Here is a 15,115-nt window from a genome sequence, read left to right on the forward strand (position 1 = left end):
TGGTTCATGATAAGCGGGAAGTGATGAAAGTAGACATTTATTATTTGTCCATAGTTTCAGCACTGCGTCAGGCAAATGTAAGCACCGCTTTTTTCGTGGTAAACCGATAAAGTTTTATCCACGCATTCCAGAGCGTGGATGTAAAAAGGGTTGTCCTATTTCCGCTTATTCCACATGGCTGATGACAATCATGCCACGAACTTTGCCTCAATATCCTTTTTGCCGCGCATGGAGAAGATGCTTGTCAGTGCGGCTAAAAATAGCAAACCAGCATTGGGTAGTGGCGCAGGTATCGGGATACTTGAAGGGGTGAGAAGGAAGGCATCGATCGCACCATTTTGATTGTTGACGGCAATACCTGTAATCTGACCAGAGTCGTTGATTGCCTGTGCAGTTTGTAGCGTCCAGTTAGGATTATTTAGCAATGAATTAAGGTCAGTCATCACACCGTTTTGCCAAATAAAAGCATGCTCCGTGATCGAACCTGTTAGGTTGGAAGCGCCGACAATCTGATCTTCATTATTAATGCCGTAGGCAACGCCGTTACCACTGCAGCGCCGACGTTTACGCCTGGTTCTGTGCCACCAAAAACGATTGTGAAAGGGACGAACCAGGCGTTGGACGTTGGCGATATTGCCGGTGCTGGTCATTGGCTGGAATTGCAATATGATTCTGTTAACGATAACTGGGTGTTATTGAATCCTGCCACGGGGTTGAATAATGTATTTGTTGGCAGCAATCAATCACTTGATGTAAACGGATTTCAGAAATTTCCTGGTGGTTTGATAGAGCAATGGGGTGTATCTAGTGATTTTTCTGGCGAAGGTGCGCAATCAATTGTGCTGCCAATCCCATTTTCTAACAAAATATTAAACGTGCAAGCGACAGTTTTGCTATATGCAGATACTGTAACTGCTGATGAATTCGCACAAACATCTGGGTGGACTCCTGGCACTCCTGCTACTGGATTTGAGGTCTATATGCAGAGAACTGGCGGTGGTTCGTTTACCTGGCCACAGCGAATTGTTTGGCGAGCCAATGGATTTTAATGAGAGGTTAAACGGTGCGACCCGGCGAATGCAGCGAACATTCAACCGGGCCATCTTCGGCAGACTAAGCTGCGTCAGACCTAGACACCGCGCGTGTACACGCAGTGCTAGGCTATCACGCATAGCATTAAAAATGGAAATTGTTCGATGTGGAAGTTGTAATCGTAAGTTGGCAGAAGGCGAATTTACGTGTTTATCAATTAAGTGTTCGCGTTGCGGAACTATGAATATTTTGAAGGCCTTTGAGCCTCTTATCAGAAAGCCTGGAGCTTCCGATCATGAGGTTAACTATGTCAAAGCCAATCATTCCCTGGCAGGGCGGCAAACGTCGCCTAGCTAAACACATTCTCCCGTTACTGGTTGATCATGAATGTTATGTAGAACCGTTCGCAGGTGGTGCGGCCATATTGTTTATGAAACAACAATCAGATGTGGAGGTTTTAAACGATATCAACGGAGAGTTGATCAATTTGTATCGGATTGTTCAGCATCATTTGGAGGAGTTTGTTAAGCAATTTAAGTGGATTTTGATCAGTCGAGAGCATTTTGACCGGCTAAAACATACACCAGAACATTCGTTGACTGATATACAACGAGCGGCCAGGTTCTTTTATTTGCAGAAGATGTCGTTTGGTGGAATTGTTTCTGGTCAAAGATTTGGTACAGCGACAACGTCCCCCCCGAGGCTGAATTTACTAAGAATTGAAGAAGATTTGTCAGCCGCTCATTTGCGGCTGGCCAGGGTCTTTATTGAGCATTTAGCCTGGGATGATTGTATACGTCGTTATGACCGCCCTCATTCATTGTTTTATTGTGATCCACCGTATTGGGGCACTACTGGTTATGGTGTTGACTTTGAGTTTGAGAATTATGAGTTGATGGCTGAGCTGGCTAAAACTATCACAGGACGCATGATCATTTCGGTCAATGATATTCCCGAAATGCGAAAAGTGTTCGCAGGTTTGACTGTTGAGAGCGTGGCTATTAAATATACTGTTGGCGGTGCCGCGCGTGGAAGGGATACGGCTGAATTGATCGTGAAGAACTGGTAAGGCTTAATCTTTGTTAAATGTGCAATTATGTGTTGATATTTGCAAGTTAAAAATCCGGCAAATATCTCACAAAATTATGCGCAAATATCGCGCGGCGCTTCATCATGCACCATTTTCCCTGAGAAGTGATTGTCATAATTTGAAATGACAATTGCTAGAAATAGGTATTTTGTACATTTTAGAGGTGTGTCATGCTAGAAGTGCCTGCAACTAAATTTGTCAAAAATGTCGGGCAAATACAAAAAACAGGTACAACGGGAGGCCATAGCGATCACCAGTCATGGCCGAACAAGTGGATATTTCATGACTTTAAAGTGGGCTTGTGATTTTCTATTCGCATGCTTCTCGCCTAGGCATCAAGTTAATCTGCAAGGCTCAATACTCAGCCTGCGGCTGCAGCTACCTAGCTGCGACTTATAGACCTGACATCATTTTTTATTGTTTTGCTAAATCGCTAGTCTAGCAAGCTGGACAACGTATCTTGCAAATTTGGTAACGAAGTTTCAATGGTACTCCAGACAGTAAGATCATTGACTGAAGCATAGCCATGAGCGAAATGCCACAATCTGTGGCACTTCAGGAATGCGCTCTGCCCAACTGGGTTCGATTCTGCAAAGTTGATTTAGAGCTTCTCCAATGATTTCAAATTGCCGCTCAACAGCAGAACGCAGTAACCGGTCAGCGGTATAATCTGCAAAAGACTTACCGGCAACAAACTCCTGAATCGCCTCAGCTGCTTGGTTAGCATCCCACAGAAAAGCACGAACATCACGCTGCATAGATAAGCTCGCAATTTTGTTCTATGCTGGCTTTAAGATAAGGATTACGCAATGCGCCAGCTTCGGCTAGATCAACTTCTCGGCCTATTAATAGTGAAAGTGCCTGACGTAATTCAAAAAATGTCTTTAGGGATGGGGCATTTGGAACAGTTTGAAATTCAACCAAAAAATCAGCATCACTGCTAACAGGATCAAAGTTATAACCGCGGGCTGCGGAACCGAACACCTCTAAACGCTGGACGCAGTAGTGGCGACACAGTTCGGCTATGGCTAATTGATGTTGTTGAATCAGAGTATGCATTAGTGTATTTGGATATGCCTAAAGCTTTTAAATTAAGTGTCGGGGGTTATGGTGTAAATTGAGATTAAGGTTTAAACTATTTTTACATTTGATTTATATACATTACCATATATTTTTACGGGCTGATCATCCTTCCAAACAATAGAGCCTTGAGTACAGCTTTACGTGGTACTTTCCAACAAGTAAATATTGGAAATGCCCCTTTTTACTGCTTTTTGTGCAGATGAGAAGGGACAGGGAGCTTGTTCCTCACTTTACCTTTTTTCCGCCTACGGAGGAGTTGAAATTGAAAGATATTGAAAAAGATATTAATAAGGATACATTTCCAGGTGGTTCTAAGTCACGTGTTAACAAAGCAGGGGAAAATGTTCGAAATAATACATTTAATTTTGAAGACTTACGTGTAATCGCAGAATGGAGGTCTGCACATAGAAATGTACTTAACACTTTCCAGGCTATTCTTCGTAATCGAACTAAAGGGTCTGGTATCGTTGTAGCTCAACGCCATAAACGGAAAACAACAATATTTGGAAAATTAAAGCGATTCCCAGATATGCAGCTGGCAAGAATGGATGATGTTGCTGGTTTTCGCCTGATATTTAAATCTATTGAAGAGCTATATTTGTTCAGAGAAAAGTTTCATAAAGCTAATTTCCTTCATAAAAGACGTAATGATGATGATAAATATGATTATATAAAAAATCCAAAATCAACTGGGTATAGAGGGATTCATGATGTTTATTCTTATGATGTAAATTCAATTAATGGGCGTAATCTTAAAGGATTATTATTAGAAATTCAGTACAGAACACTTATTCAGCATTCTTGGGCAACAGCGGTCGAAGTCATTGGTTTTATCACTGAGAATCAACCAAAATTTCAAGAGGGTGACAATAGATATCAAATAGCAATGGCTTTAGCTAGTGAGATTCTATCAAGATACTTTGAAAAAAAATTGGGGCCATATCCTGAAAAAGCTGATAGTGATGTGGTAAAGGAATTCCTAAAATTGGACGAAGACTTGAATTTATTGAGAACATTAGCCGCTCTTAATGAAGGGCTAAATACAATTGAGACAGCAGCTACAACCAAAAGAAATGCTATTTTAATTTTTACTCCGGATGGAGAATTGGAGGTAAGAACATTTCGTGGAGCAACTGAAGCGCTAAGAGCATTATTTATATTAGAAAATGAGATGCCTGGCAAAGATATAGTTCTTGTTAAAGCAGATAGAAATGAAGATATTCGACTTGCATTTAAAAACTATTTTTCTGATGCTCAGGATTTTATTGATCTGATTACTGAAGGTTGTGAAAAATTGTCAGGCAAGAAATACATCGTTGGTTATAATGACTTACAGATATTGTAAGTCATTTTTTATTATATTAGGATTTTTATAAAAAAAAATTATAGAACTTATTTAGTCAATCATTGCGATATGTTATCAAAATCTGAATTATAAAACTGACAATTTAAGTTTGAGTTTATTTAAAAAATGATACTTCCCAATAATTTAATGCAGAAATTAAAATCTTAACACTAAACAAAAATGCACTTTAAAAAAATCCAAACACGCAATTCAAGTCTAAATTTGATATCCCACCAAAATACTATTAATCAGTTCATCCGCAAATAAGAGGGCTATACCAAAATCACCCTCCCGCCATCACCCCATGCTGCCGATAAACATCTAAAATCAGCCCGGTTAGTTTGGGATAATCCTCATCAAAATGATGGCCGCCGGGTAATTCCAGGATGCTGGCCGGGCTGTTGCTTAGGCCGGTGCAGGCGGTTTCCTGTTTTTCCTCCACTCCGTAAATACATAATAGCTTTTGTTTGGGGATTTGGGCCAATTGCGGGGCTATGGTTTGTTCGCCGCTGGTTTTACCCAGCCAGCCGGATACATGAATTTCAAAGTCGGCCTGCTGGCCCAGCGCAATCAGGGCCAGCAAGCTGACACTAGCCTGATCAGTGGCCGGCAGCTGGTTATAAATGGCCGGTAATATATCGGCACCGAAGGAATAACCCGCCAGTACAAAATGCTGTACTTGCCAGTGTTGCCGGTAATATTGCATCAATTCCGCCAGATCAGCGGCGGTTTGGGCCGGGGTTTTGGCTGCCCAAAAGTAGCGCAATACGTCCACACCCACCACCGGGAAGTTTTGGGCGGCCATGGCTGCCGCTACAGTGCGATCCAAATCGCGCCAGCCGCCATCGCCGGAATAAAAAATCGTCACCGTGTCACTCGGTTTGGCCGCTGGTACTTCTACCACCGGCATGCCGGGGCCGTCTGATGTGGTTTTGCCCAGATAGCGTTGTACTTCTGCCAGCAGCACTGCCGGCAGCGGTGTGTCATAAGCGGTAATCAGGCTGTCGATATGGCCCAGGCTGCGGCTGAATCGGGCTGTCACATCGGGCGGTTGATCTGTCCACACTGTTCGCCACGCCTGCTGTGGTAAAGGGGCGGCAGTTGCGGTTAAGGGGGTACATAAATGCAGCGGCTGAGCGGATTCTACGGAAAAATTAATCGACAGATTGCCGGTTTGCCGGGCAGTGGCGGATAGGCTGTGCAGATAGGCTAATACTGCGCCATTACTCAAGCCGGCCAGCAAACGGGGTTGGGGCGTGGTATCCGGCCAGATGGCAGTCCACAAACTATCCAGCTCTGTTGCTATTGTTGATGTTTCGATACAGGATTGGCTGGTGTCGCTTAATGCTGCCAAGGCTTGGCTGGTGCCTGCCACAGCCGCACTGACACCCAGATCGGCTAGTTGCCGGGCCAAATCCTGCGCGGCTTTGGGATTATCATCGCCAAAGACCAGGACTTGGCCGCTGGCTCCCCACCAAGGCTGCGCCAGGGCAATATCACCAAAGCGACTGTTTTGCTGCACGTTTTCGCGTACCGGTATAGGTAAATAGCGCCAGCCGCCCAGCCCGATGGCCAGTATGGTAATGGCTATTATGAATAAGCCTGATTTAATCAAATTGTAATGACTCGACATAAATGTTTAATGGTAGCTACTCAGCGTCCAAGTATCGCTTTAAAAAACAGGTAGTTGTAGGATGTGCTAAACGCAGTGCAGCGCATCATTCGAAGCTAATTACCTATTTAAAAAAGGTATTTCAAAATTTACGCTAAATAATTGCGTTTATTAACCAAAACTCAGTTTTAATCGCAACAAGCACCTCATTCAGGCCGCCTTATTTGTAAAAAATCGGCAATCAGCTTATTGATCTGATCGGCGTGGGTCATGGTACTGGCATGGCCTGCGCCCAATACTACTTCGATTTTGCCTTTGGCCAGCATTTGCGCCAGTGTGCCGGAATGGGGCAGGTCGATCACATCATTTTCACCGGTAATAACCAGAGTAGGGGCGGTAATCGCACGTAAATGTTCATGTTCCAGTTGCGGTTCACTCTGCCATAAGGCTGTCAGTTCCGCCGCCAGATCGGGATGACCTGCTCCAGCACCGGACCACCAGCCTCTGATGCGGTCGCTGAGAAACAGGTCGGCAAAGGCGTGGAAGCGTTCATCAGCGGCACCATTGTCTTCCAACACCCCGGAAGGATTGAAGTTGGCACTGATGGCCACGATTTTATCAACCCGTTGGGGTGTTTCCAAGCCCATCAGCAGCGCAATGATGCCGCCATCGCTCCAGCCGATTATATCGGTACTGGCGATGCCGATTTTATCCATCACCAGACGCACATCATCGGCAAACACCGGGTAACTGAGCGGTATATGGCCGTGGCTGGATTCACCGTGACCACGGGTATCGATTAAAATCACCTGCCGACCTGCGGACACCAGCCAGGGGAGTTGGGAAAACCAGCTTAATTTATTACTCAGGCCGCCATGCAACAGCAATACCGGCTTACCCTGGCCGTACACTTCATAATAAATTGACGCACCGGCGTGGCTGATATAACCCGTCATCGGCTTGGCGCTGCTGGTGTATTTCCAGAACAAATAATGCACAAAATTGCCGGGCATGGGCTGCAGCCAGATAAACAGCGCCAGTATGGCTGCGCTAAGCAACAGCCAACTCATATGCAGAATGCGCCACAACCAGCGGCCGGCTCCGGGGTTTGCCATAATCGTCTCATTTACGGAAAAATAGATTGATCACCAGAGTTAATATCAGGCTGATGACCAGCATGGAGGTAAACGGAATAAATACCGCGCTGTGTTCGCTTTGATAGCGGATGTCGCCGGGTAGTTTACCGAACCATCTGATCAGCCAGGGCAGATATTTTAAAATCAAGCCTATGCCTGCAATTGCCAGGCCGGCATAGATCAGGAGTTTTGCTATATCCATACTCACCTCGGTATTGCTTAATCCGGTCTTGGTGCGATCCGGCAAGTGTGGTAAAGGTCAATAAAACACTCTAAACAAATGCTGGATTTGTTCAAACTCGTACAAATACGGTTGCGCCACTTCATGATTGGCGGCCACTACCAGCAAGTCGTGGGAAAACACAGAGGTGTTATACCAGTTAAAGCTGCCTTCCAGCACAATGTGACCATCTATCACGCAATATTTGGCGTGTATCGGCGAATACGGCACCGGCAGATCATCCTTCCCATATACCAGGCCTATTGTGATACCGGCATCTTTAAGGCGTTGCACGGCGGGTAATAATGGTCGGGCCAGTTCATCGGCCATACTGCGTTCTACGCCGATCCGGCCCTGTCTGGCCAGATGGCCGTTAAACAGGATATGGATAGCCACGCCGCGCTGTTTGGCTTGTATCAGTGCCGTAACCACGCTGTCATGATGTTCGCCTTGTAAATCGCCGATCAGGAACAGACAGATTTTGATGGACTGCCGGGCTCGGTGTATCTCGGCCAGAATGGCGTGATGCGGGCGATACACCTTGCCGTTGGCCAACATTTGCCGGCCAAAGGTATAGAGTAAATTAAACGGACTGAGCGGATCGATACCGTATTTCTGATTCACCCCGCCGCGCTGGCTCTGAAAAATATTGTCCAGCAACCGGCACACACCCTGTGAATGAAAAGTCATACCGGATTCCCAGTTGGCCCACCAGCGATCGAAGGTGATATTAAACGAACCCAGTATGCAATCGGTGTCATTAAAAATAATGAACTTGGTGTGCATGTCCGGCTCAACTTCAATCAGATAATGATTGGGGGTGCAAAACACGCCCAGCAGTTCAATGCCGGAGCGCTTTAAACGTGCATAAGCACTACTGTTGGTCAGCGTCATTTTCCGCCAATCCACAATACATTGCACCAGCACACCCTGGCTATGGGCGTGCAATAAGTGATTGATAAAGTCCTGGTCGTCTATACAGTCCACACTGACTTTGATGGTACACAAACGCTGCGGCTGCTGGTGTTTGCTGTGTATTACCTTGTCGATATGATCGTGGATAAATCGTTTGGGATGGTAAGGGTGGTGTAATTGGCCTTTGGTGAATTTGGGGGTTAAATTCAATGAACCAAAATGATGGTTATACCAGTCCACATCATTCTGCAATAGAGTATGGTTAAGCTCATAGCTGCGATAGTGGTTAGGCGTGGCGTATTCGCTGTTAACCAGACGCTGCTGAGCGCCAGGCTCTAGCAATTGCCTGCCGTCCATAAAAATGTATTCATGCCGGGATGGAATTGAACGTTCGCCCAGATGCACGATAAAGCCAAATTTAACGCAATTGACCGAACCGAATTGGTTGGAGACCGGCATAATATAAAAATCCCGGCTATGACGTTTGTGCCGGTTCCAATCCACTTCATAGGCATCGCTGTCTACAAAATAAGTTTCGCAGACTTCGTTGCGATAGACTTTGATAATCAGCTTAAGATTGGCGGAAACACCATGAAACATTTCAAAATCAATACGTGCCCAGCGGACCGGAAACGTTTCTTTAAAATCATTGCTGCGGCTAAAATAGCCGCCCAGCTTGGCAAATACCGGTTTGGCATAATGTTCAGCAATTTCAGACATGGGTAGCTCTATACCTTGCTTATTCAGGCTCAAAAGTCATTAAATAACCGCAATGATCCGACACTCGCCCATAGTCGGCGCTGGTAAATACGGTACGGGCTGCCGTCACCCGCAAGCGGCTGCGTGGGTGACAAAAGATATAATCTATCCGGTAGTCTTCACTAAAATCGTGTTGCCAATGGCTGTCGTTAACTCGAAACACCGGGTCGCTCAAACCGCGCTCATGCACCAGCAAGTAAGCATCGCGATACTGATAATCGTTAATCACTTGCCAATAAGCTTGGGAGCCGGCGGTGATATTAAAATCGCCGCACAACAGTACGGCGCTGGTTTGTGGGTCATATACACTGTCGGCCCACCCGGCCAGACGTTGAAACTGTTGCTGAAACCCATCTTCCCACCAGCTTAAATGCGCAGAAAACACCTGAATCAGGCCAAAATAGGCCAATTTCAGACTGGCCGTCACCACTTTACGCGAGTGAATGTTATAGACATCGGTGCTGTCCGACACATAGCCGCTAGCCGGATTTAACAAGGCCTGACGGCTGAGTATGGCCACGCCTTCCCGGTATTGGTCAAAGCCGCGATGCGCCCAGTCGTAATGCAGATAAAACGGCTGCTTAAGCTGCTGATTGATAATATTGGCGGCATTGGCCGGCCAATCGCCACGCCCATCCTGCCAGGGTTCCGCCACTTCTTGCAGACACACAATATCCGCTTCCAGCTCATCTATGGCTTTGGCAATTTGGCTGAATTTTTCCTGCTGACCTTGTTCCTGATAACAATGCAGATTTAGAATCAGTACCTGTAAAGGTTTACGGCTGAGCTGATAATCGCGGCCGGCGTTATTATCCCAGCGCAACTCAGTACCACAGGGGTAAGCAATCGCATATTGCACCCGGAATGCGGTGCCGGGTTTGAGGCGCGCCGACCAGATTTTAGTGCTTGCCGTGGCAGTTGATTTATGCAGCCGGCACCGGCTGTGATGGCTATGTTGCCAGTTGTCCTTGGTCCAATACACCACTGGCGGCCCGGATAGGCTTTGATTGACGGCCAGTTTTAATTCCAGGCTCTGCTGACCATCCGCCAAGCGCTGCTGATAGTGCAAACATTGCCAGGCCAGCGCCGGATTTAAGCGCAAACCACTGTGCTGGATGCTTAAATAATTATTGCCGCCGCCATTATCCCAATACGCCTGATCGGCAACCCGCAGCCGTACTGCAAATTGCACATCACCCGGTAAAACTTGCTCAGCCGCATCCAGGCGCAGTTGCGCCTGCCAGATTTCGGCGCCGTCCGCTGTGGTACTCAGATACTCTGCCGCCAGCGTCTGCCAAATGCCATCGGCACCGGCCCACACCACATCCACCTGTTTATCGTAAGCCAAATTAGCCACTTGCAGCACAAAGCTCAGGCTCTGCCAGTTAGGCAGTTTTTTACGATGACTGGTATTTTCTACCGTCAGCCAGTGGATAAATTCAGCCATGAGGGCAAGACCGCATCAAATTTCCTCATCAAAACGGGGAGACAGCCAATTCCAGCAAAACCGGATGGTGCTATAAATATACCGGGTTTTTAATGCAATTGTCACAAACATGGGCAACGACTTACCTAAATAGCGATAAGTTGATGCCGGCGAAGATGTTGCGGCTCGTCTCGTTAAAGGGGGCTGAAGTCCTATGATACGAAAACGTATGCTAGGGTTTATTATCTTAAATTTTATGTGACTAATCCATGCCATATAACGATCTGAACTTGGTTGATTCTATCCTCAATAGGCTATATAGTACGGAAGTGGGCGCGTAGATTATTCTCGCAACATTTAATACCAGTCATTGTTTTAGGAGTTTGCCGATGCAAACGGTTCATGTAGAAACAGCAGTTCGTAGCGATGCTAACTTTCGCACCAAAGAGCAACGGGCTAAACTTTTGATAAAAGCAAACATTCTGGATAACAATGGCGATTACCTTGAACGTTTTTTTTCAGCTGAAACAATAAAAAAAGATAAAGCTCGTCGACAGGAAAAATAATTGTATTCATCAAAACCTGCCTATGTGCTTGGCTTTCATGGTCTTGATGAAGAAATAGGCAAGAAGGTATTAAATAGCGAACTGACGCTTCGTCATAGTCAAAATAGCTATGATTGGCTAGGACACGGTGTATATTTTTGGGAAAGTAGCCCGGAACGGGCCTACCAATTTGCCGAGCAATCCATTCAACGTCGAGAATCTACCATTAAAAAGCCTTTTGTTATTGGCGCAATCATTGATTTGGGGATTTGTTTAGACTTGCTTGATCAGAAATGGTTGGATTTCCTTCGAGAGGCTTACGATCAGCTGATCCTCGGCTTGAATGAGGCTGGTAAAGAATTGCCTACCAATGCGGCATTTGGCGAAAATGACTTCGATTTTAAAAAACGCGAATTGGATTGCGCGGTTATTCGGTATGCAGTTGAATTAGCGGAAACTGAGCAAAATATTAAATTTGATTCTGTCAGGGCCGCGTTCTGGGAAGGCGAAGAACTATACCCGCAGGCAGGCTTTAAAACGCACAATCATATTCAATTATCGATCATCAATCCTGATTGCATAAAGGGCATATTCCTTCCCCGACAAAAAACCAATAATTAGTTTCTATACGAGTATCGTGGAATAATTGAATCAGATCACTTTATTGACTTCGTACTACCCAAAGGTTGTTTTTAGCATTTATCAGCATTAGCTGATAAATAAAAAGCTGATCATCTATAGTCGGTCATACTCAAATTTTTACGGCTTCAACGATTACATATTGGCTGTCAGTTTACATTTTGATTGACAAACCAGCACAAGAAGACGTTTTTGGTGGACGGCATGCGGCGGCAAATTCGAGATAAGAAATCAGCTTAGCGCACAGGCCATTTCAACTTTATGTCTGTATTGATTTATGCTGGTGAGGTTATCCAATAAGCTATTTGTTAGTACCGTTTCAAAATCATTTTCTTGAGAGCTAGATATTGAATATAAATAACTGCGTAACTCTGTTTGTGACAATAGAATTTTATCGTGATAAATCTCAAAAAGTTCTTTAGAAGTGTATAAGACTCCATTTATTTTTATATTATTTTTTGATGCATTAAGATTTTCAAGAAAATGTATTTTTCTTAGGTCTTTAAGACTAGAAAAAACATACTGAAACTGAGTTGGTTGTTTTGCGTCAAGTATTATTAAAAACATTAAGTAACAAAAATGCACTTCCTCATTATCTTTAAAAGAGCTTTCTATAGCTAGAAATCTTTCAAAGCATTGTTTTTGTGTCCGTAAGTCAAGATTGAAGTCTGCTGCGAAAAGAGCAAAAAATAAAATAAATTCCTGGTTAGTACATGGTTCACATATAAATGTATTTTTATTTTTCTCTTGTTCAATAATTGTTTGATCTCTTGAGGAATTAAGATATCCAGATGGATTTATTCTGTAGAAAAAAAACTTTGATTTTGACGTATATTTTTCAAATAACTTTATACTAAAGCTAACATTGTCAGGTTTCGGTAAAGTATAAATCTGATCAAAAAATCGTCTGATATACATTTCCGCATTAAAGCCTTCACCGTAAATTGCCCGCACAGAATGGCTGAGTTGTTCGGTATCGGTCGCTACTACAAATACTGTACCGGAAACATTGAATATATGTTTGATGGTTTCCAGCAAATTGATTGAGTACAAAGGCCGGCAACGATCCAGCTCGTCAATAAAAATGAATAAGGGCTTTTGATAAGTTTTGTCTGATTCGATATTGTCTATAAGTTTGGTGACAGCGGATTTGAATTCGCTGATGGCATTGGCTTTACTTTCTTGAGTAGCTAGCATTTCTTCGGCCAGCTTACTGCTGACATCAAGTATAGTGGCCTCATCTTCAGTATTTATATTTTCCAAAGCCTTAAAACCATCAGCGCCAATGGCTTTTGCCAGGGCAGATTTGATTAGTGCTGGAGCTAGTTTTTTTACAACAGTAACTGATTTCTGATAGTAATCGGTTTGTTTGATCAGTGTGTGTGCCGGTAAAAACGCACTGATTTGGGTGTTTAAACAAGACAGTAAGGCAATAATGGGATCGTCACCATAATCGTTTTCCCAGGCATTAAAGTAAATAGCTGGATGGTGGGGTTTCACATAATCACGCCAGTTTTCCAGAAAAAACGTCTTACCGGTACCCCACGGCGCATTGATGTTGATGACACAGGCAGCCTGTTTTGACTTGATATAGTCTGTTAAAAACTGCGCGTATTTTGCTCTATCTAAAATATCGTTGTGCCAGGCTGGTTGTTCCGTGGTTTCAGTCATTGCTTATCCGAAAATTTGTTTAAGACCATCTATAAAAGCTAAAGCCTAACCAACAGCATAATCCCGAAAATCCAGCCCCGGAAAAATATCATCCATAATTTCCAGGGCGGCGAGATAACGTTCGTTGATGCGGTTTTTGCGGATAGCATCATGCAGATAATTAAAGCGGGCTAGATGGTCATATACCCTTTTTTTTGCGTATTCGACCGTGGTGCCGGATTTGAGGATGAATGCCCAATCCGAGGCTTGCGCCAGCAGCAGTGAACGCACGGCCTGATTCAGGGCTCTGTGTTGCAACTCATTCAGGTTCAGGCTATACAGATCGCTGACCAGTTTTTCCAGTTCTGCACCGGCTTTATGCAGCAAAGGGTAAATCCAGTCATTGCTGGCATTCAGCCAGTATTCGGAATATCCCGCTTCGCCCCAGCTGGAGGCAATGGGTTGCACGGTAAGGCGCGGTGGTGCCGCATCCAGCACGGCGCCGGGAGTGGTGCAGCGCAAGCCTTCGGTATTGCTGCTGCTCAGCCGTAGCACCTCTTCCAGCCATAACGGCCCTTCAAACCACCAATGACCAAATAACTCGGCATCAAACGGTGCGGTGATCACCGGTATATCCGGCATTTCTGCACTTAAAGCGCTGATTTGGGCCTGGGCCTTGCTGATAAAGTCGGCGGCATGTAGACGGGCTTTGCGCTGGGCAATGACGGGATCGTAAACCTGCTTATCCTGATTGGCGCCGGTAACCCGGTAATATTTAATGCCGGTATTGACGCGGGTGTTGGCATCAATTACAAAACCGGGCAGATCGGCGATATCCCGCTCAAAACCCAGGTCGGTATAAAATTCCCGGTAATCGGCATCCCCCGGATAGCCGGTAGTTGCGCTCCACACCTGCTGTGAGGTAGCTGGGTCGCGGCCAAACACACTGACGCCGTTGGGGCAATTCAATGCCTGATAAACACCGGCGGCAGGGATGGGATCGGCATTGAGTAAACCGTGACTATCGACAAAAAAATACTCGATATCGTTAGTTTTGAGCAGTTCTTCCAAACCAGGATAATAACCGCATTCCGGCAGCCAGAAACCACGAGGCTGCAGCCCGGTTTGGGCAGTAAAAGTGTCTATGCCGACTTTAATCTGATTACGGACGCTGGCGGCATTAACGTTCAACAATGGCAAAAAACCGTGGGTAGCGGCAGTGGTGATTAATTCCAGCTTGCCGGTGTGCTGATGTTTCAGAAACGCGCTGAGTAAGTCGCCCTGGTAATGGTCGCGGTAAGTGTTGAGATGGCCGCGAAACAGGCCGGCATACATTTGCGCCAGACGCTGTAAAGCGGGTTGCTGGACTGTTCTGCTGATTTCCAGTTCGGCCAGTTGCAATTGCTGTTGCAGATAGCGTTGATATCGGCTTTGCAGCAAGGGATCGCGCCACATGGTCAACAGGGTGGGCGATAGCGACAGAGTCAAGCGGTAATCCACTTTATCGCTGTGTAAACGATCCAGCATGGCTACCAGCGGCAGATAACACTCGCTAATGGCCTCAAACAGCCAGTGTTCTTCAAAAAATTGTTCATATTCGGGGTGATGCACATAAGGTAAATGGGCATGCAGGACGATACAAAGATAACCGGAGTTCATCAGC

At 45.2% G+C, this 15,115-nt stretch carries 16 protein-coding genes; 6 read left to right on the top strand and 10 right to left on the bottom strand.

The window, feature by feature from the left end; all coding sequences use genetic code 11:
- Positions 1-188: 188 nt before the first annotated feature.
- Positions 189-650 (bottom strand): hypothetical protein, encoded by a 462-nt coding sequence (locus tag KEF85_RS07735; RefSeq protein WP_215584696.1) that lies wholly within the window; start codon positions 648-650, stop codon positions 189-191.
- On the opposite strand from KEF85_RS07735, the gene KEF85_RS07740 reads away from it, so the two are divergent.
- The 3 genes from KEF85_RS07740 (at position 618) to KEF85_RS07750 (ending at position 2,101) form a co-directional block, all read left to right on the top strand.
- Positions 618-1,049 (top strand): gp53-like domain-containing protein, encoded by a 432-nt coding sequence (locus tag KEF85_RS07740; protein ID WP_215584698.1) that lies wholly within the window; start codon positions 618-620, stop codon positions 1,047-1,049. The genes KEF85_RS07735 and KEF85_RS07740 overlap by 33 nt on opposite strands.
- A 133-nt stretch (positions 1,050-1,182) precedes the next feature.
- The gene (locus KEF85_RS17095) at positions 1,183-1,389 is read left to right on the top strand and encodes a Com family DNA-binding transcriptional regulator (RefSeq protein WP_215584700.1); all 207 of its coding nucleotides are present in this window, start codon (positions 1,183-1,185) and stop codon (positions 1,387-1,389) included.
- On the top strand, positions 1,340-2,101 hold the full coding sequence (locus KEF85_RS07750) for a DNA adenine methylase (protein ID WP_215584703.1): 762 nt from the start codon (positions 1,340-1,342) through the stop codon (positions 2,099-2,101). The genes KEF85_RS17095 and KEF85_RS07750 overlap by 50 nt, the downstream gene beginning before the upstream one ends.
- 527 nt (positions 2,102-2,628) lie before the next feature.
- Here KEF85_RS07750 and KEF85_RS07755 read toward each other — a convergent pair.
- Both KEF85_RS07755 and KEF85_RS07760 read right to left on the bottom strand, forming a co-directional pair.
- Positions 2,629-2,880 (bottom strand): HepT-like ribonuclease domain-containing protein, encoded by a 252-nt coding sequence (locus KEF85_RS07755; protein ID WP_215584704.1) that lies wholly within the window; start codon positions 2,878-2,880, stop codon positions 2,629-2,631.
- Complete coding sequence (locus KEF85_RS07760) at positions 2,870-3,181, bottom strand: nucleotidyltransferase family protein (RefSeq protein WP_215584706.1); 312 nt, start codon at positions 3,179-3,181, stop codon at positions 2,870-2,872. The genes KEF85_RS07755 and KEF85_RS07760 overlap by 11 nt, the downstream gene beginning before the upstream one ends.
- 286 nt (positions 3,182-3,467) lie before the next feature.
- Here KEF85_RS07760 and KEF85_RS07765 point away from each other — a divergent pair, with 286 nt between their 5' ends.
- Entirely contained in the window at positions 3,468-4,550 is a 1,083-nt protein-coding gene (locus KEF85_RS07765) for a RelA/SpoT domain-containing protein (protein ID WP_215584708.1), read from the top strand.
- 283 nt (positions 4,551-4,833) lie between these two features.
- Here the strand turns inward: KEF85_RS07765 and KEF85_RS07770 are convergent, their stop codons facing one another.
- From KEF85_RS07770 to KEF85_RS07790, 5 genes are all read right to left on the bottom strand, one after another.
- On the bottom strand, positions 4,834-6,183 hold the full coding sequence (locus KEF85_RS07770; protein WP_215584710.1) for a virulence factor family protein: 1,350 nt from the start codon (positions 6,181-6,183) through the stop codon (positions 4,834-4,836).
- 185 nt (positions 6,184-6,368) lie between these two features.
- A complete protein-coding gene (locus tag KEF85_RS07775) occupies positions 6,369-7,277 on the bottom strand; it encodes an alpha/beta fold hydrolase (protein ID WP_246535076.1) in 909 nt (302 codons plus the stop codon).
- Between the two features lie 7 nt (positions 7,278-7,284).
- Positions 7,285-7,500 (bottom strand): DUF2905 domain-containing protein, encoded by a 216-nt coding sequence (locus KEF85_RS07780; protein WP_215584712.1) that lies wholly within the window; start codon positions 7,498-7,500, stop codon positions 7,285-7,287.
- A 57-nt stretch (positions 7,501-7,557) separates the two neighbouring features.
- Positions 7,558-9,153: a phospholipase D-like domain-containing protein gene (locus KEF85_RS07785; RefSeq protein WP_215584714.1), complete on the bottom strand. Its 1,596-nt coding sequence runs from the start codon at positions 9,151-9,153 to the stop codon at positions 7,558-7,560.
- 19 nt (positions 9,154-9,172) lie between these two features.
- Positions 9,173-10,639, bottom strand: a complete 1,467-nt coding sequence (locus tag KEF85_RS07790; RefSeq protein ID WP_215584716.1) for an endonuclease/exonuclease/phosphatase family protein — start codon at positions 10,637-10,639, stop codon at positions 9,173-9,175.
- Between the two features lie 368 nt (positions 10,640-11,007).
- On the opposite strand from KEF85_RS07790, the gene KEF85_RS07795 reads away from it, so the two are divergent.
- The gene (locus KEF85_RS07795; protein WP_215584718.1) at positions 11,008-11,184 is read left to right on the top strand and encodes a hypothetical protein; all 177 of its coding nucleotides are present in this window, start codon (positions 11,008-11,010) and stop codon (positions 11,182-11,184) included.
- Positions 11,185-11,784 carry a hypothetical protein gene (locus KEF85_RS07800; RefSeq protein WP_215584720.1) on the top strand — a complete coding sequence of 200 codons (600 nt, stop codon included), beginning with the start codon at positions 11,185-11,187 and terminating at the stop codon, positions 11,782-11,784. It abuts the gene before it with no gap.
- A gap of 249 nt (positions 11,785-12,033) precedes the next feature.
- On the opposite strand, the gene KEF85_RS07805 is transcribed toward KEF85_RS07800, so the two are convergent.
- Together KEF85_RS07805 and KEF85_RS07810 are read right to left on the bottom strand one after the other, a co-directional pair.
- The gene (locus tag KEF85_RS07805) at positions 12,034-13,473 is read right to left on the bottom strand and encodes a KAP family P-loop NTPase fold protein (protein WP_215584722.1); all 1,440 of its coding nucleotides are present in this window, start codon (positions 13,471-13,473) and stop codon (positions 12,034-12,036) included.
- A 45-nt stretch (positions 13,474-13,518) separates the two neighbouring features.
- Positions 13,519-15,111, bottom strand: coding sequence for a glycoside hydrolase family 57 protein (locus tag KEF85_RS07810; RefSeq protein WP_215584724.1), 1,593 nt, complete (start codon positions 15,109-15,111; stop codon positions 13,519-13,521).
- Positions 15,112-15,115 lie beyond the last annotated feature (4 nt).

This window comes from Methylomonas paludis (assembly GCF_018734325.1).
Classification (GTDB): Bacteria; Pseudomonadota; Gammaproteobacteria; order Methylococcales; family Methylomonadaceae; genus Methylomonas; species Methylomonas paludis.